The organism is Pseudomonas sp. v388 (assembly GCF_003935425.1).
GTDB lineage: Bacteria > Pseudomonadota > Gammaproteobacteria > Pseudomonadales > Pseudomonadaceae > Aquipseudomonas.
The window spans coordinates 226687-250339 of record NZ_RHQN01000004.1 but is presented as its reverse complement, the minus strand read 5'-3'; the positions used below and the strand labels follow the sequence as shown (position 1 = coordinate 250339).

The 23653-nt window shown below is 61.2% G+C and carries 22 protein-coding genes; 9 read left to right on the top strand and 13 right to left on the bottom strand.

What is annotated here, in order from left to right; translation table 11 throughout:
- The first annotated feature begins 55 nt into the window (after window positions 1-55).
- A complete protein-coding gene (locus EGJ27_RS11750) occupies window positions 56-907 on the top strand; it encodes a CAP domain-containing protein (protein WP_125830912.1) in 852 nt (283 codons plus the stop codon).
- Window positions 908-950: 43 nt separating this feature from the next.
- On the opposite strand, the gene EGJ27_RS11745 is transcribed toward EGJ27_RS11750, so the two are convergent.
- From EGJ27_RS11745 to EGJ27_RS11725, 5 genes are all read right to left on the bottom strand, one after another.
- Entirely contained in the window at window positions 951-1379 is a 429-nt protein-coding gene (locus tag EGJ27_RS11745) for a nuclear transport factor 2 family protein (protein ID WP_125830911.1), read from the bottom strand.
- A gap of 366 nt (window positions 1380-1745) precedes the next feature.
- Complete coding sequence (locus tag EGJ27_RS11740) at window positions 1746-3815, bottom strand: TonB-dependent siderophore receptor (RefSeq protein WP_371920854.1); 2070 nt, start codon at window positions 3813-3815, stop codon at window positions 1746-1748.
- 270 nt (window positions 3816-4085) lie between these two features.
- Window positions 4086-4835, bottom strand: coding sequence for a thioredoxin family protein (locus EGJ27_RS11735; RefSeq protein WP_125830909.1), 750 nt, complete (start codon window positions 4833-4835; stop codon window positions 4086-4088).
- Between the two features lie 90 nt (window positions 4836-4925).
- Window positions 4926-5870 carry an alpha/beta hydrolase gene (locus EGJ27_RS11730; RefSeq protein ID WP_177523003.1) on the bottom strand — a complete coding sequence of 315 codons (945 nt, stop codon included), beginning with the start codon at window positions 5868-5870 and terminating at the stop codon, window positions 4926-4928.
- Window positions 5871-5980: 110 nt separating this feature from the next.
- Window positions 5981-6868 carry a LysR family transcriptional regulator gene (locus EGJ27_RS11725; RefSeq protein WP_125830908.1) on the bottom strand — a complete coding sequence of 296 codons (888 nt, stop codon included), beginning with the start codon at window positions 6866-6868 and terminating at the stop codon, window positions 5981-5983.
- Window positions 6869-6948: 80 nt separating this feature from the next.
- On the opposite strand from EGJ27_RS11725, the gene EGJ27_RS11720 reads away from it, so the two are divergent.
- Window positions 6949-7905: a DMT family transporter gene (locus EGJ27_RS11720; protein WP_158619348.1), complete on the top strand. Its 957-nt coding sequence runs from the start codon at window positions 6949-6951 to the stop codon at window positions 7903-7905.
- Between the two features lie 79 nt (window positions 7906-7984).
- Here EGJ27_RS11720 and EGJ27_RS11715 read toward each other — a convergent pair whose 3' ends face one another.
- Window positions 7985-8908: a hypothetical protein gene (locus EGJ27_RS11715; protein ID WP_125830906.1), complete on the bottom strand. Its 924-nt coding sequence runs from the start codon at window positions 8906-8908 to the stop codon at window positions 7985-7987.
- A gap of 362 nt (window positions 8909-9270) precedes the next feature.
- Here EGJ27_RS11715 and EGJ27_RS11710 point away from each other — a divergent pair, with 362 nt between their 5' ends.
- The 5 genes from EGJ27_RS11710 (at window position 9271) to EGJ27_RS11690 (ending at window position 13848) form a co-directional block, all read left to right on the top strand.
- Window positions 9271-9753 carry a GNAT family N-acetyltransferase gene (locus tag EGJ27_RS11710; RefSeq protein WP_125830905.1) on the top strand — a complete coding sequence of 161 codons (483 nt, stop codon included), beginning with the start codon at window positions 9271-9273 and terminating at the stop codon, window positions 9751-9753.
- 430 nt (window positions 9754-10183) lie between these two features.
- Entirely contained in the window at window positions 10184-10462 is a 279-nt protein-coding gene (locus EGJ27_RS11705; protein WP_125830904.1) for a DUF1652 domain-containing protein, read from the top strand.
- A gap of 654 nt (window positions 10463-11116) precedes the next feature.
- A complete protein-coding gene (locus tag EGJ27_RS11700; protein WP_256672802.1) occupies window positions 11117-12514 on the top strand; it encodes a pyridine nucleotide-disulfide oxidoreductase in 1398 nt (465 codons plus the stop codon).
- Window positions 12515-12610: 96 nt separating this feature from the next.
- Window positions 12611-13546 (top strand): ketopantoate reductase family protein, encoded by a 936-nt coding sequence (locus EGJ27_RS11695; protein ID WP_125830903.1) that lies wholly within the window; start codon window positions 12611-12613, stop codon window positions 13544-13546.
- A gap of 59 nt (window positions 13547-13605) precedes the next feature.
- Window positions 13606-13848 carry a hypothetical protein gene (locus EGJ27_RS11690; RefSeq protein ID WP_125830902.1) on the top strand — a complete coding sequence of 81 codons (243 nt, stop codon included), beginning with the start codon at window positions 13606-13608 and terminating at the stop codon, window positions 13846-13848.
- Window positions 13849-13900: 52 nt separating this feature from the next.
- Here EGJ27_RS11690 and EGJ27_RS11685 read toward each other — a convergent pair whose 3' ends face one another.
- The 6 genes from EGJ27_RS11685 to EGJ27_RS11660 form a co-directional block, all read right to left on the bottom strand.
- The gene (locus tag EGJ27_RS11685) at window positions 13901-14749 is read right to left on the bottom strand and encodes a DUF3618 domain-containing protein (RefSeq protein WP_125830901.1); all 849 of its coding nucleotides are present in this window, start codon (window positions 14747-14749) and stop codon (window positions 13901-13903) included.
- Complete coding sequence (locus tag EGJ27_RS11680) at window positions 14746-15165, bottom strand: phage holin family protein (RefSeq protein ID WP_125830900.1); 420 nt, start codon at window positions 15163-15165, stop codon at window positions 14746-14748. The genes EGJ27_RS11685 and EGJ27_RS11680 overlap by 4 nt, the downstream gene beginning before the upstream one ends.
- Window positions 15165-15842, bottom strand: a complete 678-nt coding sequence (locus EGJ27_RS11675) for a hypothetical protein (protein WP_125830899.1) — start codon at window positions 15840-15842, stop codon at window positions 15165-15167. The genes EGJ27_RS11680 and EGJ27_RS11675 overlap by 1 nt, the downstream gene beginning before the upstream one ends.
- Before the next feature lie 257 nt (window positions 15843-16099).
- Entirely contained in the window at window positions 16100-16288 is a 189-nt protein-coding gene (csrA, locus tag EGJ27_RS11670) for a carbon storage regulator CsrA (protein WP_125830898.1), read from the bottom strand.
- A gap of 536 nt (window positions 16289-16824) precedes the next feature.
- Window positions 16825-18177: a GntP family permease gene (locus tag EGJ27_RS11665; RefSeq protein ID WP_125830897.1), complete on the bottom strand. Its 1353-nt coding sequence runs from the start codon at window positions 18175-18177 to the stop codon at window positions 16825-16827.
- A gap of 137 nt (window positions 18178-18314) precedes the next feature.
- On the bottom strand, window positions 18315-18806 hold the full coding sequence (locus EGJ27_RS11660) for a gluconokinase (RefSeq protein ID WP_125831126.1): 492 nt from the start codon (window positions 18804-18806) through the stop codon (window positions 18315-18317).
- Between the two features lie 273 nt (window positions 18807-19079).
- On the opposite strand from EGJ27_RS11660, the gene EGJ27_RS11655 reads away from it, so the two are divergent.
- Window positions 19080-20096: a LacI family DNA-binding transcriptional regulator gene (locus tag EGJ27_RS11655; RefSeq protein ID WP_125830896.1), complete on the top strand. Its 1017-nt coding sequence runs from the start codon at window positions 19080-19082 to the stop codon at window positions 20094-20096.
- Between the two features lie 480 nt (window positions 20097-20576).
- The gene (locus tag EGJ27_RS11650; RefSeq protein WP_256672773.1) at window positions 20577-21362 is read left to right on the top strand and encodes a WD40 repeat domain-containing protein; all 786 of its coding nucleotides are present in this window, start codon (window positions 20577-20579) and stop codon (window positions 21360-21362) included.
- A gap of 58 nt (window positions 21363-21420) precedes the next feature.
- Here EGJ27_RS11650 and EGJ27_RS11645 read toward each other — a convergent pair whose 3' ends face one another.
- A complete protein-coding gene (locus EGJ27_RS11645; protein ID WP_125830895.1) occupies window positions 21421-23598 on the bottom strand; it encodes a malate synthase G in 2178 nt (725 codons plus the stop codon).
- Between the last annotated feature and the right edge of the window lie 55 nt (window positions 23599-23653).

Genomic DNA, 23653 nt, shown 5'->3' with positions numbered 1-23653 from the left:
GCGGTGTAGGGGAAAATCGCGCATGATGTAGGCATTCTGCTTTAGGGAGTTACTCATGCGCGTTCTGTCACCGGTTTTTCGTCTGGCCTCTTTGTCCCTGGGCCTGTTTTTCGCGACCGCAGCCCTGGCGACCGAAGAGCCGAAACTGATTGAGTCGATCAACGCCTATCGCAGCCAGGCACAACGCTGCGGCGGGCAGGTTTCGATGGAATTGCCACCGTTGGTGAACGACTCGCGGCTGGTCTTGCCTGCCAGCGGCAGCGGCGATCTGCAACAGGCCATGGCGCGCGCGGCTTATCCGATGGTCACGGTGCAGGCGATCAGCCTGTCCGGGCCGCGTGATGTGCAGTCGGCCATGGATGCCATTCAGGAAAGCTTTTGCCAGGTGGTGCTTGACCCGCAGTTCGTCGATGTCGGGGTCAGCCGTGAAGGTCGCGACTGGCGGATCGTGCTGGCCCGCTCACTGTTGGCATCGCGCCTGGGTGATTCGCAGACCGAAGGGCAGCGCCTGCTGGAAATGGTCAACACAGCCCGCAGCCAGCCTCGGCAATGCGGTACCCAGTCGTTCACCGCCACCACGCCACTGGTGTGGAATACCGTTCTGGCCGGCGCCGCCATGTCCCATTCCCGCGCCATGGCCAACAACAATTACTTCGACCACAAGGACCGTGACGGCCGTATGCCCGGTGACCGCGCCGAGCTGGCCGGGTATGTCGGGCAGCAGACCGGCGAGAACATCGCAGCCGGGCAGGACGATACACGCAAGGTGGTCGATGGCTGGCTGGCCAGCCCTGGCCACTGCGCCAATCTGATGAATCCCGGTTTCAAGGAGCTGGGCGTTGCGTACGCGATCGATCCGAAAAGCGACGCCGGTATCTACTGGACCGCGATGTTCGGCACGCCTTGATATCGGGCCGGCGTACCAAACGGGTCGCGGGGCATGCGGTGGGTCAGAAGCGGAACGCCTGACGTCCGATCAGCAGCCACTGGCCTTTCTGTTTCTGCCAGATCTGGAAGTTCTCGATCTCGGTAGGCACCACTTTGCCGCTGTTCACTGCCTGAGCTGAAAAGTGATTGCGCACCAGCGCCGTGTCTCCGGACAGGATGATTTTCTGGTTGAGCATTTTCAGCTCATTGAAGGCGCTCTTGCCGGTCTCGATGTCGGCGATGAAGGCCTGCTTGTCCTGAATGTTGCCGCTGGAGTGACCGTAGGAGAGGTTGTCGGCGGTCAGCGCCTTGAGCTGGGAAATGTCCTTGTGCCACATGGCCTGAGTCAGCTTGTCCACGGCCGCTGCCACGTCGGCTTCATCCGACGGCGCCGCGGCGACATAGCCGCTGAACAGGCACAGAAACCCCACGATCAGTTTGAATCTCTTCATGTCTCTATCCTTTTTGTATTTATTGGATGATGAGCGTAGCTGTTGAGACAGAATTCGTCTGTCGTCGTACAACTAAGCGGATTCTGCCTGTGCGGCGTTTGGGTTACAAGGTGCGCGTAAGAGCGCGCTTGCCGGCGACGGCTTATGGATGGACAGATACAACCTCTGTGACCGTGCAGGCTGATTGCCAGCAGGTTGGCCTGCAGTCTGAGGCTCATTCCTAGCCTGTGGAAGGCAGCTTGCTGGCGACGGGGCCGGTGCAATCACGAAATATCTGTTATCTGAAGTACCGTCGTCGCGAGCAAGCTCTCTCCCACAAAATCAGCCGCCGCTGCACTCGTGCAGCGCCCGTGAATATGCTTCGTACTAGAACGTCACGCTGGCACTCAGACGCGCCGTACGCGGCTCACCCACATTGACCTGCAACTGGCTGCCGGTGCTGGACGGGTAGTACTGCTTGTCGAACAGGTTGTCGACGTTCAATTGCAGACGGGTCTTGTAACCGGCCATTGGCACGTCCCAGCGCAGGAATGCGTCGGCCACGGTGTAGCTGCTCATGTAGTAGGTATTGGCATTATCGCCGGCGCGTTCGCCTACGTAACGCGCACCTGCGCCGGCATGCCAGTCGCCCGGGCCGGCCGGGATCTGCAAGTGATGGCTCAGGTACAGGCTGGCGGTGTGCCTGGCCGCCTGGTTCAGCCGGTTGCCCTTGTCATTCAGGTCTTCCAGGATTTTCGTGTCGGTGAAAGCGTAGGTTCCGATCATGTCCCAGCGCTCGGCGATGCGCCCGCTGACGTCCAGTTCCAGCCCGCGAGAACTCACCTTGCCCGCAGCATCGGTGAGGGTTGCCCCGTCAATGGTGATACTGCTGACCACGTTTTTCTTTTCGATGTCGAACAGCGCCAGATTCAGGTTCAGCCCCGGCTTGAGAGCGTACTTGGCACCCACTTCATAGCTGCGGCCTTCCTCAGGATCGTAGGTGCTGCCATCGTCGCCAACCGTGTCGTTGGGCACGAACGAGCGGCTGTAGTTACCGTACAGCGACAGGTCCTCGTTGACCTTGAACACCAGGCCGGCCATCGGCACAAAGGCCTCGCCGTTGCTATCGCGATTGACCACCCGGGTGTCCATACCCTGGTCGCTGTATTGGTCGTAATGCTGGTAGCGGCCGCCCAGCACCAGGATCCAGCGATCATCGAGGTGCCAGTTGTCCTTGATGTATACCGAAGAAGAGGTGAGTTCGTTACGCAGGTTGCTGGTCGCGCGACTGACCACACTGGGCTCGGCCAGGCCGCCATAGCCCGGCGAATTGACGTTGAACCCATTCTGCGCGGCATTGCGGTAAGTCTTGCCGCGGTATTTATCCGATGCTTCCTGCTCGGCACCGATCAGCAGGTCGTGCTGCTGGCCGAAGATTTCCTGCTGGCCGATGAAGTCCCAACTGGCGTAACGGGTTTCGTAATCATAGTGACCGCCGTTGGCGCGGCGGTTCAGCACGCCGGTGCTCGACAGCGTATTGGGCTGGGCAATCGAAAGGCTGTAGCGATCGTTGTTCCAGCCGTAGGTCAGGCGGGTTTTCCAGTCCTCGGACAGTTGATATTCAAAGCGTGCCGTGGCGCTTTCGCTGATGCCTACGGTGTTGGACCATTTCTCGTCGAGACGTTTGCGGTAGCTGATATTCGCCGGATGGCCGTTGCTGAACACCGTGCCTCGGTCGAACGGGCTGACGTAGTCGTTGTACTCATAGGCCAGGGTCAGGCTGGCGCGCTCACCGGTCCAGGACAGGGAAGGGGCAATCAGCGTGTGCTGGTCCACGCCGTAATTGCGCCAGTAATCTTCGCTCTTGCGCTCGGCCACCAGCCGATACGCCAGCCCGGTATCCCCCAGCGGGCCGGTGGTGTCGACCCCGAAGCTGCCACCGCCTTCACTGTAAGCCGAGCCACTGAGCGTAGTGCTCTGCACATAGCGCGGCTGTTTGCTGATCACGTTGATCACGCCGCCAGGTTCCATAGCCCCGTAGAGCAGGGACGCCGGGCCCTTGAGCACTTCGACGCGGTCAGTGGTGGCGCTGAAATTGCGGGACACCACCGAACGCACGCCATCACGCAGGATCGAGCCGTCGTCGTTGGTGCCGAAGCCACGCTTGACCAGCGAGTCCTTGGTGTTGCCCAGCGTGTTGCCCTGGCTGACGCCGCTGACAAACTTCATCGCGTCGTCCAGCGACTGCACGCCGTAATCGGAAATCGTCTGGGGTGTCACGACGATCACCGACTGCGCTTCGTCCTTGAGCGGTACATCACTTTTGCTGGCGGTGCTGGCGCTGGTAGCCGTGTAGCCCCGTTCGGTATCGTCGCGATCGGCAGACACCTGCGTGGCCGGCAAGGTGGCTTGTTCAGCCGCGTGAACGATGCAGCTGGAAAGCAGCGCGAGGGCCAGCGCCGACCGCAGGAAAGGGGCAGGGGATTTGAGGGAGGTGCGCAAGGACAATGCTCGATCAGGAGGTGGTAAATAGCAATTATTATAATTTGATATTAATTCTCAGTAAATGGCGAGACCTGAGTCGGACGCGCCTCCGTCATGGCAGCACAGGCTGTTCCGCTGACAAGCCGTTCCCACGGCGCGTGCAGGAGCGGACTTGTCCGCGAAGCAACGATGCGAACGCAGCAGTTTCTCGGCGGCAAGGATGGTTTGCCACGCCTCCCGCTGCTACAGGTCTGGCGCTCCACAACATGCGTGTCGGCCATCCCCGGTTTCATACCGATCATGCAACCTCACCCAATCCATGATCGGGTCTTCATTTCGTCCCTTGGGAGTCAGGTCAAGAAAGTTGTACGCCCCGACCAGCAAATCCAGCCCGCGGGCGTAGGTCGAGTAGGTATGGAAGACTTCACCTGCTTCATTGCGATAAAACACACTCAGCCCCGGCATTTCTTCGAAAGGGTCCCGGCTCCTTTCGTAGTTGTAGGTCACGTCGCCCCTGGCCATTTGCGCAGGGGATGCGGACACGCCGAAGTCCTCATTGAAGGAACTGCCCGCCGAGGACACCCATTTGAATCGCCAGCCCATGCGTTCGCGAAACGTCTGAAACTCGGGCCACGGCGCGTGGGAGACTACGACCAGTGACACGTCGTGATGCGCCAGATGCAGGTTCGCGCCGTCCAGGTGGTCGGACAGGAACGAGCAGCCGTCGCAGCCTTCCTTCCAGCCGGCACCGAACATGAAGTGGTAGATGATCAACTGACTGTTATTGCCGAACAGGTCGGCCAGGCTTTGTTGCCCGTCAGCGCCCTCGAAGAGGTAGGGCGTTTCGATGCGTACCCAGGGCAGGGCGCGTCGCTCGGCGCTGAGCTGGTCACGCTGGCGGGTCAGGGCTTTTTCATGGAGCAGATGCTGACGCCTGGCGTCGAGCCACTGTTCGCGGGACACGATCGGGTGCGAATGCAGGTTGTCGTTCATGACGTTTCTCCTGAATGGAAAGAGTGTCATGAAAGGGTCGATTGGCCTGCCGCTGAATCGACAGGCCGGCGCTGGAGAATGTTCGCGGCATCAGCCGGCGTGGGTGGAGCGCTCGGTTCGCTTGCTGGCGTGGCTGACGGTGGGCGGAGTCTTGAGCAGCGTCTGGATCGCCTGGCTATAGGCCTGGTGCCCGAGGCGCATGCTGTTGTTATGCGTGCCACCGGGCACCAGCAGCAGATTCTTCGGTTCCCGGGCGGCGGCGAACAGCTGCTCGCTGAAGCGCGCCGGTACGTAGCGGTCCTCGGTGCCGTGCACGATCAGCACAGGCATGTTGATGTCCGCGATCTTGTCCAGCGAATCGAATTTCTGCGACAACAGCCAGCGCACCGGCAGCGACGTATTGGCCAGTGCGGTGGCGACGTCGGCCAGGTTGGTAAAGGTCGATTCGATGATCAGCCCACGCACCGGTACCTGGGTTTCTTGCCTGCGGGCGTCGCGACCCAGCTCGGCCGCCAGGTCCACGGCCACCGCACCACCCAGCGAGTGGCCGTAGATCAAGCGTTTCTGAGGATCGGGTTGCAACTGCACCAAGCGTGCCCAGGCAATCCGCGCGTCTTCATACACCGTGGTTTCGGACGGCAGCTGGCCCATGCTCTGGCCAAAGCCGCGGTAATCGATGGCCAGGACAGAGAAGCCCAGCGCCCTGAGCTGTTCGATGCGAAACAGCTGGCCGGTCAGGTTCCAGCGCGACCCGTGCAGGTACAAAACCGTGGGTGCGTCCTTGCGTTGCGCCGGCCACCACCATGCGTGGATATTCTGGTTGGCGCCGAAAGCCGGAGCCTTGAGTTCCAGCTCCTGCACGTCCGCCGGCAAGCCGTTGTACCAACTGGCGGTACCCGGCTCGATACGAAATACCAGTTCCCGTTCCTTGTGTTGCAGGACGGCGCAGCCCACCGGCAGCCCGATGATGACGGCGACCATGCAGGCCCAGGTAAAGCGCCGCGCCTTGAGACGGGCCAGAGTAAATATCGGCATGGGAGTGTTCCGGTCAGCAATGTGAAATAAATGCCGATTTTGCGTTGAGCGAGCAATGCCGGGCAGTGGATATCGGTTACAGGATATTGCGTTCGGCCTGCAGCAGTCGTTCAGCGGCGGAAATGTTCCCCCATCAGCTGCGCCACTGCCAGAACGGCTTCAGAGGTATCGCCCGGTGTGCCGATCAGTTGAATCTGGTGCACGGTCAGCGCGGGGAATCCTTCATCGGCGTCCAGTACCCGCATCCGCGGGCCGACCCGGTGGCGGTCGACGATGCCGATGGCCTGCCCGCTGCAAATGGCCGTTTCCAGGATGGTCATGCTGGCACTCATGATCGCCACACGCCACGGCCTGTCCAGCCGGGTCAGGGCATCCAGGCCCACGCTGCGATACGGGCAGCCGTCGGCATGCAGGGCCAACGGCAATGGTTGTTCGGCACACACATGATAGTCCCGGGCCGCGACCCACACCGGTTCGGTACTGCCGAAGCGCTGCAACGTCTGCGCATCCAGAGGCTCGGCATCCAACGGGTCCACCACCACTGCCAGATCCAGCTGACCGCTGTCCAGGCGGGTTTTCAGGTTCCCGCTTGAACCGGTCTGGACCTCAAGCTCTATATCGGGGAACCCGGCCGCGAGGGAGGCCAGCAGTCCTTGCAGCAAATGCTCGGCGTATTCATCGGAAATCCCCAGGCGTACCCGACCGCAGGCGCGGGTTTGCGCGTAGCTGGCGAGCATGCGGTCGTGGACGGACAACAGTTCACTGCTCTGCAAGGCAAAGCGTCTGCCCAAGGGCGTGAGGCTGACGGTCTGGTTGTCACGTTCCAGCAGACGACCCCCGACCAGCGTCTCCAGGCGCCGGATGTGGACGCTGACCGCCGAAGGGCTGCGGTTCAGATAACTGGCGGCCGCCAGAAACTGCCCGAAGCGCACCACCGCCTGAAAGGTGCGCAGCAGGTCTATCTCAAAGGCATGGTGGGTGGTTGCGAAATTATGCATGACTGCTGCCGATCGTTTCGTTTGATGGGATGACTGCTGTCTTCATACCATCTGGCTCACACGAGGGAAAGGAGTGGGCCATGAACGCACGACAGACGGGGCTGCAATGGGCAACACGCCATCCACGCCTGATTGCCGGGCTGTTGCTGGGCACGATGGTGGTGAGCTGGAGTTCCGGCTTCATCGGCTACCGATACGCGGCCGATCAGGGCGGCGTTATGCTGGCCAGCTTCTGGCGCTTCACGCTTGCGGCGCTGATCCTGCTGCCTTGGGGCTGGAGCGCCTTGCGGTCGCTGGGCCTCAAGCAGGTGCTCGGTCAGGCATGGGTCGGTGTGTTCGCCATCGCCGGGTTCCTGACGCCCATCGCCAAGGCCATCGAGTGGGGGCTTGCGCCGGGTATCGCGGCGCTGATATCCAATTTGCTGCCGGTGGCGATCATCACACTGTCGTTGTTATCCGGGCAGCGGACCTCCATTCGCCAGTCCGCCGGGCTGGCGGTTTGCTTCACCGGAATGCTGATCAGCAGCCTGGCCGGCGTGCAGGCGCAAGGCGCTGAGTATTGGCTCTACCTGCTGCCGGTGATAGGCGTGCTGTCTCTTGCCGGATCGAGCCTGTTCCAGCGAGGCGCCGGCGAGACACCGGTTCCGGCATTCGGCGGCCTGTTCATCCAGATCTGCGCGACGCTGCCGGTTTTTGCATTCCTTGCCTGGCACGAAGGTTCTCTCGCACCGGTACTGAGCCAGGGATTCGTGGTGGGGGTAGGCTGGTTGATGCTGTTCTCGACCTTGGGCGGGTATGGGTTCTATTGGCTGTGCCTGCGCAGATTTTCCATGGCGACCGTCAGCGCAGCACTGTTCCTCACGCCGCTGGTGACCCTGGCATGGGGCAGTGTTCAGTTCGGCGAGTCCCTGACTCCATGGGCGATCACCGGCTCGGCCATCACCGTCCTGGGGGTGCTCATTTTCGGAACCCGGGTGCGACCCAAGCCGCATCCCCCGAAGGAGGAAGCGGCTTGCAGCCCGGACCTCAATGCATGAAAAGAGCAATCAAAATGATGATCGGAATAGGTATGCCGAGCATCCACAGCAGTATCGAGCGCATTCGACTTCTCCAGGCTTAACGAGCGGTTCTTGTGGTGTAGACAGGATGAGTGACGGCCGCATCGCGACGCCGGCCACCATAGATTGCGGCCAGGCTGGCGAAGAACGCACCCAGCAGCAGCGTGACGAATGTCCACAGCGCGGTGCCGGCGGCGACGGCAGCGGCCGTGTCGGCAGCTTCCTTGGCGGCGTTCTTGGCGTCTTCGACGGATTTCACCGCCTGGGCGTAGACTTCGTCGACCCGGCGCTCGGCGTCCGCCTGACTCAAGCCGGTCCGCTGGGCGACCAGGCGCGCCAGATAGCTGCGGTCTTCGGGGCTGATCTGGCCGTTGTTGTCCAGTGTCCGGGTGAATATCCGCAGCACCACCGTATGAGCCGAATCGTCGCTCACCGCTGAAGCATCGTCGGCGCGGAACAGGTTGTCTACGAAGTATGAGTAGTCCTGACCGCTGACATTTCCGGCCGCGCCTCCCGCCGCCTGGGAGACCGCACCGGCCGCGCCGGAGGCCACGCTGGCGCCAGCCTGCACGCCGGTGCCGATGGCGCTGGCGGCAGAACCGACGATCAGTGTCGCCGCCAGCAGCGTTGCCACCGCCCAGGCCAGGAACCCATGGGCGGTATCGCGAAAATACACTTCATCGTCATGCACATTGACCCATTTCACCCGCAGTCGCCCGGCCAGGTAGCCCCCCAGCGCCGATGAAAGAACCTGCACGATGACCAGCCAGATAATGGTGGAGATGCCCAGCGCCTCGGCGCTGGCGCCTTCGTCGGCCCAGGGCGATACGGCTGAGAAACCAAGCCCCAGGCCCAGCATCAATAGCAGCATGGACATGATGGCGGCTGCGGCGGCTCCCGCGAATATCGCCCCCCAGGACACGCCTGAGAGATGACCTGCATGTTGTTCGGCTCCGACATAAGTGTCATTGGGGGAAACCATGGTCGTTACTCCGTACTGAATGAGGGTGGGGACAACGCTCTGAAATCGCACCGGCTGGCCATCAATGGATATTCACGATCCCGGCCTCGACGTGTTCACCCGCAATGCGGCACGCATTCAATGCACAAGGCATAGGAGTAAATCCCGAGACTTCAATGGGTTGCAGCGAATGATTGAAGAGTAGCCTTAATATTCTGCGACTTTAGTTCCATTTGTTATTAAACCCTTCGCGCTTGCGCTCTTTACCACGCATGCTGTACCAACCCAGAGGCGGAATTCTGTCGCCTCGCAGTGCGAAACGTGCGGCTTCGCTTATAGTCACTACCGCTGCTTCTTCAATTTCTTCAAAAGGTTACCGCTCAATGTTTCTACATCGCCCCCTGGAAGAAAAAGACATCCCTGTCGTATGTGGACTGCCGCAAAATGCCGACGAGCTGTTCTACATGTTTCCCAGAGCGGTCTATCCGTTTACCCCGGCCCAGCTGCGCGATGCGCTGGAGTCGCGGTATGACTCCACAGTGATAGAAATGAATGGCGAAGTCGTGGGGTACGCCAATTTCTCCCGCTGCGAGTTTCGCGGCCGGTGTTCGCTGGGTAACGTCATCATCGCACCGCACGCACGGTCCAGAGGCGTGGGCCGCTATATGATCAGTTGCATGATGGACATCGCGTTCGATAAACATGAAGCCACTGAACTGACCGCGACCTGCTACAACCACAACGTTCCCGGCCTGTTGTTTTACCCGCGCATGGGCTTCAAGCCTTATTCGATCGAAGAGCGCAGAGACAAACAGGGTGCTCGGGTCGCAGTGATTCATCTGCGGCTGCCGCGCTCGGCGGACTGAATGCAACGCTGGCGAGTCCAGGCCCGGTGTTCAGCCTTCGAGCCAGGACTGTACCAATCGCGGGCATTTGCCAAAGCCGGCTGGCCTGGCGGTCAAATGGTCGACCGTTCGTCCGGCAATTGGAGCGTCGTAAAACAGTCTTTTATTCCCGGATCACGACATATAGCGGATTAACGACCGGGAAGTAGGAGATGAATCGATTTTTCCCGGGCAGAATGCCTGCGGATCGCGGCGCGAGACAGCCCGATGCCACAGCCGGGCAAGTTGCCTGGGTGCAGGGCGTGGGGTATAACGGTTCAGACGGATCAAGTAAGTGGCGACAATTAATTGGCAGGCAATGGGATTGCCTCGTTTCAATTGTTTAACTGCAAACCCGTTTATTACTGCCGGTGCCTGGCAGCGCTTACATGTTTAATAAGGAGATAAAGAAATGATCGCAAGTGGACTGTCTACCCTTGAACTACGCAGCATCGTCGAAGGTGCTTTTCTCCCGCTGCGATGTACCTGCACTGTCGCGCCCGATTACTCGATGACCGTGCAGATCGCAGACCCTGTCACCAGCCGCGTTGACCTGCTGGTCACCGGGATCTCGCTGGACCGGCTCAAGACCAGCCGTGACATTTCCAACCTGGTGGCCGAGCTGCGTGACGAGCTTGCCCACGGTGTGCCGTTGCAGGCCGCGCAAACAGCGCAATACCGTACCGCCTGAGCCGTACTTACCTCTTAAAACGTTTGTCAAACCCCGGTCATTGCTGCCGGGGTTCTTGTTTGTGGGTGAAGAGGGCTGAATCGCTTATGGCTTGTAAATCCAGTCAAATCGCTGGCGGCAGTTATTTGTAAAGTTTTCCGACCAGGTTGGAAAAATCAATCGGCGTTCTGCCTGTTTCATAAGGGCGAAGCCTGGCACTGTTTCAGCGATGACTCTCTGTTTCGTCCATTGAAATCAAGGCTTTGCGATATTTCGTGGCGCAAGGCCGCCGCGTATTCGGTTATTTGACACTCTCCGGATTCTTTGCAACTATCAAATCGCTTGTTTCCCGATTGCGCCTTCCCACACCACCGCTTTGTCCTGCTGAAATGCCTGTTCCAGAGCCTGTCTGGCGGGGCGGTAGCATGGCGCGTGGAGATGACGGCAGAAATTCCCGCTCATGACAATTCTGCCCGATCAGTATGTTTCGGTCCGGTAGCAGAAGTGTGGGCAACGTTTAAATAGTTCAGTTAATACATTAATCGTTTTTACAGTCCGGGCATTCAAGACGCTTTTTAAACGTGCATGAGCGCGGGTCCGTATTCTCTACCCGGTCATGGATCATCCGGAACTTCTGGCGTGCATCTACGTGTTGATATGACAGGGAGCATCATGATGTTTGAAGATCATTTGGAAACCAGTTGCGGATGTGTCGTCGGCGGCGCAGGTGTCGCGGGAATGGGGTTTCTGTTCAACGCGTTGAAAAGCGGCCTGCTCCCCGAGCTGGCCGCCAACGGCCTGATTGTGATCGACGCCAGCGATAAGCCCGGCGCAGGGACGCTGGGTCAATACCGCATTACGGCGAATTCGGTGGGTGACGTGTTCATCGACTGCCTGCGGGACCCGGCACTTCGTGAGGTGTTCGGGCCGCTGGAATACTCGCCCGCCTACTGGCGCATTCGAGGCCAGGCGCAGAGTGCGCCGCCGCTGACGGATGTGGGCGTGCTCATGGCCGAAGCTTCCAGGCTGGTGCTCGATTACATCGTGCGCCACTACGGCGTGAAAGTCTGGCACAGCACAACCATCACCGAAGTCACGTGTGACGACGATGAATTCTGTGTGCAGGTCGAAACGGAAGGCTGTGTCCGGCGGGTACGCTGTCAGGCACTGGTCCTCAATCTGGGTGGGCACCAGCAGCCGCAGCACCTGATCGACAGTCTGGCCCGGCAGCGCCTGCCGCTCAGTTCGGCGGCCAATATACAATGTTCCGACCAGTTGCTGCGGATGAACGCGGTGCAACTGCGCCAGGTGTTTGCCACGGCGCTGGCCTGTGATGGGCGGATCACGGTGGTCGGCGGCTCCCATAGCGCGTTTTCGGTACTGGAGAATCTGGCCGATGCACTGGAGTTCGCAGGTCTGCGGGAAGTTACGCTGATTCATCGCTCGCAGATCCGCCTGTTTTACGAAAACGCCGAGCAGGCGGCGGCGGCCGGCTATGCGTTCGACCCGGTCAGGGATGTCTGTCCGGTGTCGGGCCGGATCAACCGCTCCGGCGGTCTGCGCTACCGCGCGCTGGATATCGGCCGCGAGGCGCTCAAATCCGGCCGCATCGGCAAGACCGGGGTACGCGTCCAGCTGTTGCAGACGGACGGCGCAAAGCCTGGGGATTACGAACGGGCCAGGGCTGCGTTGGCCGAATCGAGCGTCGTGGTGCAGTGCACCGGCTATCAGCCTCGCTTGCCGGTGCTGCGCCATGGAAACGGCAGCGCCATCGTGCTGCGTGAAGCCAAGGGTGGGCTGGATTCGGACGCCTGCGGTTGCCCGGTGGATAAAAACGGCCGCCGCCTGCAGGGTTTGCATCTGTTCGGCCTGGGCGCGGGGCTGGGGGCCGATCCGTTGCTGGGCAGCGAAGTTTCATTCGATGGCCGCATCTATGGCGTCTGGCAGTTCCATCACGATGCCAGCCGCGTGGTGATCGAGGCGGTGCTGGCCCGCTTGAACAGCCAGACTGCGGCCATCCACGCCTCACGAGTGCCCCCGCCCCGCCAGGCGGAAAACAGGTTCCCGGCTTGAACGGGCAGGCGATATGCGGTGACATCCTGTTCATTGAGCCGGATTGAAAGTTCTTCTACGCTCGCCTAATGAACAAACCGCACAAGGGGATCGGCCATGCGCATCCTGATCGTGGGAGCCGGGGCGACCGGTGGCTATTTCGGTGGTCGTCTGCTTGAGGCCGGGCGCGCGGTCAGCTTTCTGGTCCGGCCAGGCAGGGCCGAAGAGCTGGAGCGCGACGGGCTGGTGGTGCGCAGCCCGATGGGCAATTTCCAGTACCCATCGCCGCCGCTGTTGCTGGATCACCAGCTGGACGTGCATTTCGATCTGATCGTGCTCTGCTGCAAGGCTTACGACCTGGAAGCGGCGATCGAGTCCATCGCGCCGGCGGTCGGGCCGCAGACTTCCATCCTGCCATTGCTCAACGGTCTGTCGCACCTGGACCGCCTGACCGAGCGCTTCGGCAGTGAGGCGGTCTTGGGCGGGCAGTGCATGATTTCCCTGGACCGGGATTCGACCGGCGCCATCCTGCACCTTAATGAGGCCAATCAGCTGTCGTTCGGCGAATTGAGCGGCGGCCTGACCCCACGCATCCTGCGAGTGGCCGAGGCGTTGTCCGACGCCGGTTTCGAAGCCAATCTGAGTCAGCATATCCTGCAGGACATGTGGGACAAATGGTGTTTCATCGCGACCTGCGCCGGAGTGACCTCCACCATGCGCTCGGCCATCTGCGATGTGCTGGACGCCGAAGGCGAATGGTTGATCCTGGCGCTGATGAGCGAATGCGTGCTGATTGCCACCGCAGCAGGTTACCCGCCCGGCGAGCAGGTCCGTCAGCGCCATCTCAAAACCCTGACCGAACCTGGATCGAAGCTCACGGCCTCCATGCTTCGAGACATCGAACGTGGCGTAGGCACCGAGGTCGAACAGATTCTTGGCGACCTTTCAGTCAGGCGCGCAGCCTTGGGCGTAATGCCTGCGACGCCGTCGGTCCTGGATTTCGCCTGTGTCCACCTCAGAGCGTACGAAGCGCGCCGCGTGCGCGAGCAATAACGGCCGGATAATGCCCTGCCAGCCTTATGTATCGAGTAGTCATACAGGAGATGCGAGTCATGCCAGTCAAACACGATTTATTCGCGGATTTGAAATTGACCCGAGACGAGGTCGCCGAGCGCAGCAGGAGCGATGCGCGGCTGCAGCAATTGCTCAGTGACTATGACGAGACAGACCTTCAGGTGCTCGACGCCGAAAAGGGCCTGGCGGGTGGCGTGGGTGACGACGATCTCAAGAAACTCAAGGAAAAACGCTTGCTGGTCAAAGACAAGATCGTGCAGCGCCTGACCTCACCGCGGTAGAACCGCATACCGAACAACGGCCCTCGCTGAGGGCCGTTGGCTTTTCTGCCGGTCATCCCAGTCCGGGCGTGGAGCCGGTGGCCGGCCCATGACGAGGATGCGGCGCCGGCGAAGTGCCCGGTCGGGCGGCAGGATCGGCGCCGACGATATCGCTGCCTTCCACCCCGGTCATGCCGGATGTGCCGGGCAGACTGCCTGGGCTCGAAGAAGACGCCGCCTGGGTGTCGGCCGATCCTGTGTCGCTCAGCTTGTCACGGGCCAGGCTCAGCACTTTTTTCTCCGGCTCGCTGCTCGGCAGGACGGCGCCGATGGCGGCACCCAGAGCAATGCCGATCACCGCCACCACCACGGGTTGCTCGTGCAGCAGGTTACTGGCGCTCGACTGCACTCGCCGGCCCCTTTCACGCAGCGTCGCCACCGCCTGTGTCCCGTCGGATTTGCCCGGCAAGACCTGGGCCGCCGTGTCAGTCAGTTCGCCGGCCTTGTCTTTCATCAGCGCCACGGTTTGCTGGAGCCGGGATTTGGCGTCCGTGACACCGCCTGCCACGCTACCCGCCACGCCACCCACCTTGTCGCTGACCTTTTCCAGCAGGGAAGGGCCCGGCGACGGGGTTCGCCTGCCGGTCATCAGCCACAGGATGCCGACGCTCGTCAGCACCGTGGCCAGTGGATTGGCCTTGATCTGGTTGCCCAGGTTGGCGAACGTCTCGCCGCCGTGGTCCTTGACGTAGCCCAGCGCCTGATCGACCAACTGGCCGGGAGACATGCGTTTCTCCAGGGCATCGACCAGGTTGCCGATGCTTGAGCGCTGCTGGTCGATCTCCCGCTCAAGGGTTTCTGCGCTTTTTTGCGACTGTTCCTCGAAATGCTCAGGCGTGTCGAACGTGCTTTCGGTGCTCATGAGATTTTCCTCCTGATCGCGTCCTTGTCTTTCTGCAGACTGCTGGCCGCCCGATCAGGGGTCAGATTCGACGGTTCGAGCTTCTTGTTTCCCGCCTGAACCATGAAGAAGCCGATGACCAGTGCAGCCACGCCCACGATCAATGCCGCCAGCCAGGGGTCCAGAACGTGAGACAGCGCATACACGCCGGCCAGCAGGACCATGATCAGCCCGCCGAGCATGACGATGGCGCCTGCGCCCACGGCAAACGCCCCTTGCTTGGCGGTCTGTACCGACTCCCGCAGCTCGGCCTTCACCAGCGCCATTTCCTTGGTGACCAGGGTGGGAACTTCGTGGGCCAACTGCCGCAGCAGGCCCAGCACCGAGGTGTCATTCTCCGAGGTTCCGTCCGGCGGGACGTTGGGGGTCGTGGTCATCACACGCCTCCCCTTGGAAAGCCGGAACGCGACGTACCGCTACCGGGCAATCCATCGTCCAGATCGCCGCTTCGGTGGATGTCACCGGCAGGATCGGGAATACCCATGCCGGGACGGGCGCTGTGGCGCACGTCCCCGTCGTGGGGATGGGTGGCGACCATTTCTTCGGCTGCCAGTGTCGCCGGGCTGATCGGGTCGTGCAGGGGAGGGGTTTGATGACCTGCGCTGTAGCTCGGGTCCAGGGAGTCCAGGGAACGGCTCGGTGCGCCGTCAGGCACGGACGCCTTGAGCAGACGTGACAGGCCCAGGCCCAACACAATGCTGCCGGCTACAAACAACAGCGGGTTTTCCCGGGCCAGTCGTCCGGCGTCCTGCAACAATTGCTCGGCGTTCTTGCTGCGCAGATTGTCGGCCATGCTGGTCATCTGCCCGGCGACGTCCGCCACGTAGCCGGACAAGCCCAGTGTGTCCTTGTCGTCGATCCTGTGGGCCGCCGATTCCGCGTTCCTGGCCAGGCTTTCCAGCTGGTTCGCCGCGCTGTCCTTGTAGTGATCGGCCTGTTGCCTGACGTTTTCCACGGCGCCTGACAGATCGTCCTTGAGCGCTTGCCGGTGGTCCTGGCCGGCCTGGCTGCCTGGATTGCCCTGGGCAGCAGAATTTTCATTGGTGGTTACCATCTTGATTCACCGTTTGGTTGCTACCGGAAAGAGAATGCCGGCTCACGACGCACAACGGGCTGGCATCGACGTACATGCTTACCAAGGGGTGGACTGGCGGTATTTGCGTGACGTTCCGGGCGGCTGACCAATGGTCGAGGCGGGTGGGGCGGGCGGGAGAAGCGCATAAAAAACGGCGTCATGAGAACGCCGTATGGCTGACCTGCCCGAGTGAGCGGGGCAGGTCAGCATCGAATGAGGGGGGTGTTGCGGCGGACTTATTGTGGCTCTTGCTGAGGCGCGAGTTCGGCCTGGATGCGTTTGTAGATTTCTTCGCGATGCACGGAGACATTTTTGGGTGCGTTGATACCCAGACGGACCTGCAGTCCTTGAACGCCGAGAATCGTCACGGTGATCTCGTCACCGATGTTTATGCTTTCGCCTACTTTGCGAGTGAGTATCAACATAATCTTTTCCTTGATGGCCTCTTGTAACGCCTCTCTCAAGAGGCTGGCGATTGCCTTTGCGTGGTGATTGTTGCCGAGTACATTCAAATGCGTCCGTCATAGGACGTCGCCGGATTGAAATTAATTCCCTCGGGTCATTTTCCTGTCATCGAGATTTGCATCTGCGATTCGACGGGGGCGCCAATTCTGCCCGTTTCGACACGGAAATGCCCGTATTTACTGGCGAAAGGTTAAAAGTAACCCAGGCAACGGCACGCGCCCCAGTGCCCGTCGGGTCACCGGAAGAGGTTGTCGACATCCGCCACCGGATGAATATAAGCGTAGGCACAAGTTTGTAACATTGCCTGAGCTTTCCGAGATTTCACCCGGAAGGCGCTGTAAAGCGCGTAGGAAGGGGCGTTCAGAGGCTTTACACGGGTTGGCAGGGCAATGCAGGAGCCAGCTTGCTGGCGATCTGGCGCGAAGCGGCGGCAATAATTGCCTAGGTTGCCTTCGCCAGCAAGACGGCGATCCGTCTTGCTGGCGAAGGCGGACTGTCAGATAACGACCGACAACAGCAGGATGAAGATCAGGGCCACCACCGAAAGGATGGTTTCCATGACTGTCCAGGTCTTGAAGGTTTCGGTCACGGTCATGTTGAAGTACTGCTTGACCAGCCAGAAACCGGCATCGTTCACGTGAGACAGGATCACCGAACCGGCGCCGGCGGCCAGTACCAGCAGCTCACGGTTCACGCCCGGAATCAGGCCCACGACAGGTGCCACGATACCGGCACCGGTAATGGTCGCCACGGTGGCGGAACCTGTAGCGACCCGAATCACCGCCGCGACCAGCCAGGCCAGCAGGATCGGATTGACCTGCGCCTGCACCGCCATGTGACCGATGATGTCACCGACACCGCTGGCGACCAGCATCTGCTTGAAGCCACCACCGGCACCCACGATCAGTACGATGGCCGCAACGGGCGCAAGGCTCTGGTCCAGCAGCTTCATGATCTTGGCACGGTCAAAGCCGCGCGCGGCACCGAAGGTGTAGAACGCCAGCAGCAAGGCCGCCAGCAGCGCGGTGATCGGGTGACCGATCAGGTCCATCCAGATGCGGAACATGTGGTTTTCCGGTAGCACCACATCGGCAAAGGTCTTGAGCAGCATCAGGAACACGGGTAACAGGATTGTCACCAGGGTGATGCCGAAGCCCGGCAGGTTCTCGCTGCTCGATTCCTTGGCGATCTGGTCCATCAATTCCTGGGAAGGGGTACCCGGAATGTACTTGGAAATCCAGGTACTGAAGATCGGACCGGCGATCATGGCGGTCGGCAGGGCAACGATCAGGCCATAGAAAATGGTCTTGCCGATGTCCGCGCCGAAGATGCCGATCGCCAGCAGCGGCCCCGGATGCGGCGGCACCAGGCCGTGTACCGCGGACAGGCCGGCCAGCAGCGGAATACCGATCTTGACGATGGAAACCCCGGTGCGCCGCGCCACGATGAACACCAGCGGGATCAGCAGCACGAAACCGATTTCGAAGAACAGCGGGATGCCCACCAGGAATGCGGAGAACATCATGGCCCAGTGGACCTTCTGCTTGCCGAACACGCGGATCAGCGTCTGCGCAATCTGGTCGGCGCCGCCCGAGTCGGCCATCAGCTTACCGAGCATGGTGCCCAGGCCCAGAATGATGCCGACAAAACCCAGCACGCCGCCGAAGCCGTCCTGGAACGACTTCATGACTTTTTCCACCGGCATGCCGGAGGTCAGGCCGAGGAAGCCGGCGGCGATGGTCAGCGCGACGAAAGGGTGAACCTTGAATTTGGTGATCAGCAGCACAAGGCCGATGATGGTCACCAGAGCATCGATCAGCAGATACGTCTCGTGGGTCATACCGAACATGGGGATGTCTCTCCGGTTATCGTTGTTTTTACAGATCGGGTGAAAACCGCTGCGCTCGCGACGTTTTCACACAATCCGTTTGGGGAGCTGTTGCATACACTGTCGGCAAGACAGCGCTGTCTTTCGCACTCACGCCTTTAGCTTGCACGCGACGCTTTCCACCAGTTGGCGGCCTGCTGGCCGATTGCATCGATGGATTGGGTCGCGTCCACCACCAGAGTCCGGTCTTCGCCATAAGGCGGTTCAAGGGTGGCGAACTGGCTGTCCACCAGACTGGCGGGCATGAAATGCCCCGGCCGGTGAGAGCAGCGTTCGGTGGCCATTTCCCGAGTCAGCTCCAGAAACACGAAGCCCAGGCCCGGCACCGCTTCGCGCAGGCGATCGCGATATTTGAGCTTGAGCGCCGAACAGGTCAGCACCGGATGTTCACCGTTACGCAAGGCAGTGGCCATCTCTTCACCCAGACGGGTCAGCCATCCGGCGCGATCGTCATCGTTGAGAGGGGTGCCGGCGCTCATCTTTTCGATGTTGGCAGGGGGATGGAACGCGTCGCCTTCGATCAGGCGTCCGCCACTGTGGAGGGCGATTTCAGCGCCTACGACACTTTTGCCGCAGCCGGAAACGCCCATCACCACCAGGGCGGTGATAGCAGAATTAGCAGTTGTCACAATTAGGTACCTCGTCTGGAGACAGCGCTGTCTCTGACCGACGGACATCAAGTCCGGGCTTGGCCGCCCCAGTTATTGTCATTTTTTTGGATTCTGCATTGTCCATCGCAAGTACCTCTCCGTGCTGCCGAAGCAGCGTGCAAGCGAGCGATAAGCGTTGTCACGGTCCCTGAGACAGCGCTACCTTATGGGGCATGTGTCATATTTGGCAACCCCTATGTTAGTTGGCAACGCATGATCCGCACTGGTTCTCGTTCTTCCGGCCGTCCTACCCTGAATGAAGTGGCCCATCTGGCCGCGGTGTCGCCCATTACCGCTTCCCGTGCGCTGCGCGGAATTCCCACGGTAGCGCCGGAGCTGGTGGAGAAAGTCCGGGCCGCCGCCCTGGCGCTGGGCTACGTCGCCAACCCCGCGGCGCGCGCCCTCGCATCGTCCTGCAGCCAGACCGTGGTGGTGCTGGTGCCCTCGCTGTCCAACCAGTTGTTTATCGAGACCCTGGAAGCGATTCAGGATGTGCTCAGCGTTCGTGGCCTGGACGTGGTGATCGGCAACTACCACTACTCGCCCGATGAAGAAGAAAAGCTGCTGCGCAACCACCTGGTCAATCGCCCGCGCGGCATGCTGCTGACCGGTTTCGACCGGACACCGGCCTCGCGACAGATGCTCGAAGCCAGTGGCGTGCCGTGCGTACACATGATGGAGCTGGAGACCGAGCGCGGTGCCTATTGCGTGGGCTTCTCCCAGGAGCAGGCCGGCGCCGCCGCAGCCCGCCACCTGGTCAGTCGCGGGCGCAAGCGGCTGGCCTATATGGCGGCGCAGCTCGACCCGCGGGTGTTGCAACGCGGCGCGGGGTTTCGCCGAGTGCTGGAGGACGGGGGAATATTCGACCCTGCGTTGCAGGTCAGCACGCCGCTGCCGTCGTCCATCGGTTTGGGCAGCGAGCTGTTCGCCCGCCTGATGAGAGACCACCCGGATGTCGACGGGGTGTTCTTCTGCAATGACGACCTGGCACAGGGCGCAGCGCTTGAGGCGTTGCGTCTGGGGGTGCGGATTCCCGAACAGGTTGCCCTGGTCGGCTTCAACGACCTGCCGGGCTCCGCGCACATGGTGCCCCGACTCACCTCGATCCGCACGCCGCGCCAGGAAGTGGGGCAGCGAGCCGCGCACCTGCTGCTGGGCTTGCTTGAAGGCGTTGCCCAGCACCCGCAGGTGGACCTGGGTTTCGAGCTGGTCTTGCGGGAAAGTTCCTGAACGGCCGGGCGTGCGGCCACTGACCAACGGCGCGGGCACACGCCCGACGGCAGCAGACAGGTCTGGCCCGGCACGGCCACGTCGGGCGCCGCTGCGTTTGGCGACACGAGCCTGTGGTTTCCTGACATTGACTGTCATTTCTGACAGTACCCAAGCCGTTCGGTTGAGTATTCAATGACCCCATGTTTGGATCCGATCGGCGTACCAGCATTACCCGCATCGATTATTGATGGGGATAAAATCTTTCCTCTTCCCCATTGTCGCGGTCTTTGAAAGACCTATTCATTGGTGAGTGAAATGCACACAAGAGCCTCGCAGCACCTCAGCGCCTCTGCCCAAACGACTGATTCCATTGGCACTAGAGTGCCCCTCGACACCGCATGGCTTACAGGAATTATTCCGCTCGATTTCGTCCCTCGAGAACTTGCTCTGAGTCTTGACGAACAATCACTTTATGTTGCCCACGCCAACGCTCGCGCAGTGAGTGTCATCGATAAGGCGTCCCACAGTGTTTCGCGGCAGATCCGCAATTGCGGTTCCGGAAAAGTTACGCTCAGTGCCGATGGCGGCAGACTTCATACCCTGGGTAAAACGCGCTGCTATGTGATCGACACGGCCACCCATGAAGTGACCGATATTATCCCTTCGCGTGACGTCAACCGCATCCTGTGCAGCCCCAATGGCCGTTATCTGGCGCTGTCGTTCGACCGCTCGCCCGACGGCCTGATTCGCATCGTGGATCGCTATGACTACACCAGCGAGACCGACTTCGACCTGGGAACGCTGGCCGACACCAGCCTGGTGCTGGCGATCAGTCCAGACAGCACATTCGTTTACGCCACGGTGATCGGCGACGAGGAGACCCGCGTCGTCTCGGTGATCGACCTGAACGACTATTCGCAGATCGATATCCCGGGGTTTCACAACCCGCGCTCGCTGGTGGTAAGTCCCGATGGTTATTTCCTTTATGCCGGTGGACGCAACGGTGTTTATTTCGCCGATGCAACTACCTACACCCGGTTTTGTGTCGTGGAACTGGGCGTGCCGGGTTATCCGGTGGATGTCGTCGGCATTACGCCGGACGGCCGGTACGTGTACGCGATCCACGGCTGTGAAGGTGATCTGTACCGAGTCGATACCTACGACCGCAAGGCCACTTGTGTCGCTTCGTTGCCTGCCTGTTCGGGTTCGGTGCTCAGCGCCGACGGAACCCGGTTGTACACCGCACATTCCGACCTGCAGTGGATTTCAGTCTACGCGCTGTAAGCGACCCCCCCTCGGGCGAAGGGTGAAGCGTCATTCACCCTTGCCGACAGGCCACCCCTCAGCGACGCGACTTGAAGGCCAGCCGTGATTCATGCAGCACAGGCTCGCTGTAGCCGGCAGGCTGTTCGCAGCCCTTGAACACCAGCGCACAGGCGGCCTGGAATGCCATCGACTCCTTGAAGTTTGCGGCCATCGGCCGGTAGTGCGCGTCGCCGGCATTCTGTCTGTCGACCACTCTGGCCATGCGCTCCAGCACGCCTTGCACCTGCTCGCGACTGACCACGCCGTGGCGCAGCCAGTTGGCCATGTGCTGGCTGGAAATGCGCAGGGTGGCGCGGTCTTCCATCAGGCCGACATGGTGGATGTCCGGCACCCTGGAGCAGCCGATGCCTTGCTCGACCCATCGCACCACGTAACCGAGCAGCCCCTGGGCGTTGTTTTCCAGTTCCTCGCGAATCTGCTCGGCGGTCCATGACGGTTCGCTCACCACCGGAATGCTCAGCAGTTCATCAAGCAGTTGATCGCTGATTCCGGCCAACGGTACCCGTTCCAGTTCCTGCTGCACGGTGCGCACGTCAACGCGGTGATAGTGCAGCGCGTGTAGCGTGGCGGCGGTGGGCGAGGGCACCCAGGCGGTGCTCGCGCCAGCCTGCGGGTGGGCGATTTTCTGCTCCAGCATGTCGGCCATCCGGTCCGGCATGGCCCACATGCCTTTGCCGATCTGCGCCCGGCCGCGCAGGCCGCAGGCCAGGCCGACCAGCACATTGCTGCGCTCGTAGGCCTTGAGCCAGGGCGTGTTTTTCATCTCACCCTTGCGCAGCACGGCACCGGCCTGCATGCAGCTGTGAATTTCATCGCCGGTGCGGTCCAGGAACCCGGTATTGATGAATGCGACGCGCCCGGCGGCTGCGTCGATACAGGCCTTGAGGTTGACGCTGGTGCGCCGTTCTTCGTCCATGATCCCCATTTTCAGGGTGTTGCGCGCAAGTCCAAGGAGGTCTTCGATGGCACTGAACAGTTGGTCGGCGAAGGCCACTTCGTCCGGGCCGTGCATCTTGGGTTTGACGATGTAGAGGCTGCCGGCTCTGGAGTTGCCGCGCCGATTCAGGTCGTGCAGGCCGATCAGGCTGGTAACGACGCCATCCAGAATGCCTTCGGGAATCGGCTGGCCGTCGTGATCGACGATGGCCGGATGAGTCATCAGGTGCCCGACGTTGCGGATGAACAGCAACGAGCGCCCCGGCAATTTCAACTCGCCGCCGGCGGCCGCGTGGTAGGCGCGGTCCGGGTTGAGGCGGCGGGTCAGGGTCTTGCCGCCTTTGACCAGAGTCACGCTCAGGTCGCCTTTCATCAGGCCCAGCCAGTTGCGATAGAGGCCGATCTTGTCGTCGGCGTCCACGGCGGCCACCGAGTCTTCACAGTCGATGATGGTCGAGAGCGCCGATTCGAGCAGCAGGTCCTTGATTCCGGCGACGTCGGTGCTGCCAACGGCATGGCGGGCGTCGAACTGGATTTCGATGTGCAGGCCGTGGTTCCTGAGCAAGATGGCGCTCGGTCGTTCCGGCTCGCCCTGATAGCCGACGTACTTTTCCGGCTGTTGCAGCGTCGTGTCGTCGCCGTTGATCAAACGCACGCGTAACTGGCCGTCCTCGATGCGATAGCTGCGTGCCGCGACGTGACTGCCGTGGGCCAGCGGCGCGGCCAGGTCCAGAAGTTCGCGGGCAAACACGATGACCCTGGCACCGCGCAGCGGGTTGTAGCCGGCGCTGATTTCGGCGCCTTGAGCGGTGGAAATCACATCGGTGCCATACAGCGCGTCATACAGCGAACCCCAGCGCGCGTTGGCAGCGTTCAGCGCGTAACGGGCGTTGCTGGCCGGCACCACCAGTTGCGGCCCGCAGAGTTCGCTGACTTCCAGATCGAGATTGCAGGTGCGGACTTGAACCTGTTCCGGCACCGGTTGCAGATAGCCGATCGAACGCAGGAAATCCCGGTAGGCCGGCATGTCGGTGATCGGGCCAGGATGCGCGGCATGCCAGGTATCCAGTTCGCTTTGCAAGCGCTCACGCTCGGCCAGCAGTTGGCGATTGCGCGGCGCCAGGTCGTGCACCAGTGCGTCGAAGCCTTCCCAGAACGCTTCCGGCTCCAGTCCGGTGCCGGGCAGGACTTCATCGTCGATGAAGCGTTGCAGCTGGACCGCGACGCTCAGGCGCTGGCATTTGCAGAAGTCGGTCATGGCGGGACTCCTGTCCGGGATTTGTTGTAGGAGCGGACCGGACGGCGCTCCTACA

What these genes read in the sequence shown, in the direction of transcription:
- EGJ27_RS11685 (WP_125830901.1), bottom strand. Translation starts at nt 14,749, where the DNA reads ATGAGCACCGAAAGCACGTTCGACACGCCTGAGCATTTCGAGGAACAG.
- EGJ27_RS11715 (WP_125830906.1), bottom strand. Translation starts at nt 8,908, where the DNA reads ATGGTTTCCCCCAATGACACTTATGTCGGAGCCGAACAACATGCAGGT.
- EGJ27_RS11745 (WP_125830911.1), bottom strand. Translation starts at nt 1,379, where the DNA reads ATGAAGAGATTCAAACTGATCGTGGGGTTTCTGTGCCTGTTCAGCGGC.
- csrA (WP_125830898.1), bottom strand. Translation starts at nt 16,288, where the DNA reads ATGTTGATACTCACTCGCAAAGTAGGCGAAAGCATAAACATCGGTGAC.
- EGJ27_RS11710 (WP_125830905.1), top strand. Translation starts at nt 9,271, where the DNA reads ATGTTTCTACATCGCCCCCTGGAAGAAAAAGACATCCCTGTCGTATGT.
- EGJ27_RS11730 (WP_177523003.1), bottom strand. Translation starts at nt 5,870, where the DNA reads ATGCCGATATTTACTCTGGCCCGTCTCAAGGCGCGGCGCTTTACCTGG.
- EGJ27_RS11680 (WP_125830900.1), bottom strand. Translation starts at nt 15,165, where the DNA reads ATGACCACGACCCCCAACGTCCCGCCGGACGGAACCTCGGAGAATGAC.
- EGJ27_RS11705 (WP_125830904.1), top strand. Translation starts at nt 10,184, where the DNA reads ATGATCGCAAGTGGACTGTCTACCCTTGAACTACGCAGCATCGTCGAA.
- EGJ27_RS11735 (WP_125830909.1), bottom strand. Translation starts at nt 4,835, where the DNA reads ATGAACGACAACCTGCATTCGCACCCGATCGTGTCCCGCGAACAGTGG.
- EGJ27_RS11660 (WP_125831126.1), bottom strand. Translation starts at nt 18,806, where the DNA reads ATGGGCGTTTCCGGCTGCGGCAAAAGTGTCGTAGGCGCTGAAATCGCC.
- EGJ27_RS11720 (WP_158619348.1), top strand. Translation starts at nt 6,949, where the DNA reads ATGAACGCACGACAGACGGGGCTGCAATGGGCAACACGCCATCCACGC.
- EGJ27_RS11700 (WP_256672802.1), top strand. Translation starts at nt 11,117, where the DNA reads ATGTTTGAAGATCATTTGGAAACCAGTTGCGGATGTGTCGTCGGCGGC.
- EGJ27_RS11695 (WP_125830903.1), top strand. Translation starts at nt 12,611, where the DNA reads ATGCGCATCCTGATCGTGGGAGCCGGGGCGACCGGTGGCTATTTCGGT.
- EGJ27_RS11645 (WP_125830895.1), bottom strand. Translation starts at nt 23,598, where the DNA reads ATGACCGACTTCTGCAAATGCCAGCGCCTGAGCGTCGCGGTCCAGCTG.
- EGJ27_RS11725 (WP_125830908.1), bottom strand. Translation starts at nt 6,868, where the DNA reads ATGCATAATTTCGCAACCACCCACCATGCCTTTGAGATAGACCTGCTG.
- EGJ27_RS11690 (WP_125830902.1), top strand. Translation starts at nt 13,606, where the DNA reads ATGCCAGTCAAACACGATTTATTCGCGGATTTGAAATTGACCCGAGAC.
- EGJ27_RS11675 (WP_125830899.1), bottom strand. Translation starts at nt 15,842, where the DNA reads ATGGTAACCACCAATGAAAATTCTGCTGCCCAGGGCAATCCAGGCAGC.
- EGJ27_RS11665 (WP_125830897.1), bottom strand. Translation starts at nt 18,177, where the DNA reads ATGTTCGGTATGACCCACGAGACGTATCTGCTGATCGATGCTCTGGTG.
- EGJ27_RS11750 (WP_125830912.1), top strand. Translation starts at nt 56, where the DNA reads ATGCGCGTTCTGTCACCGGTTTTTCGTCTGGCCTCTTTGTCCCTGGGC.
- EGJ27_RS11655 (WP_125830896.1), top strand. Translation starts at nt 19,080, where the DNA reads ATGATCCGCACTGGTTCTCGTTCTTCCGGCCGTCCTACCCTGAATGAA.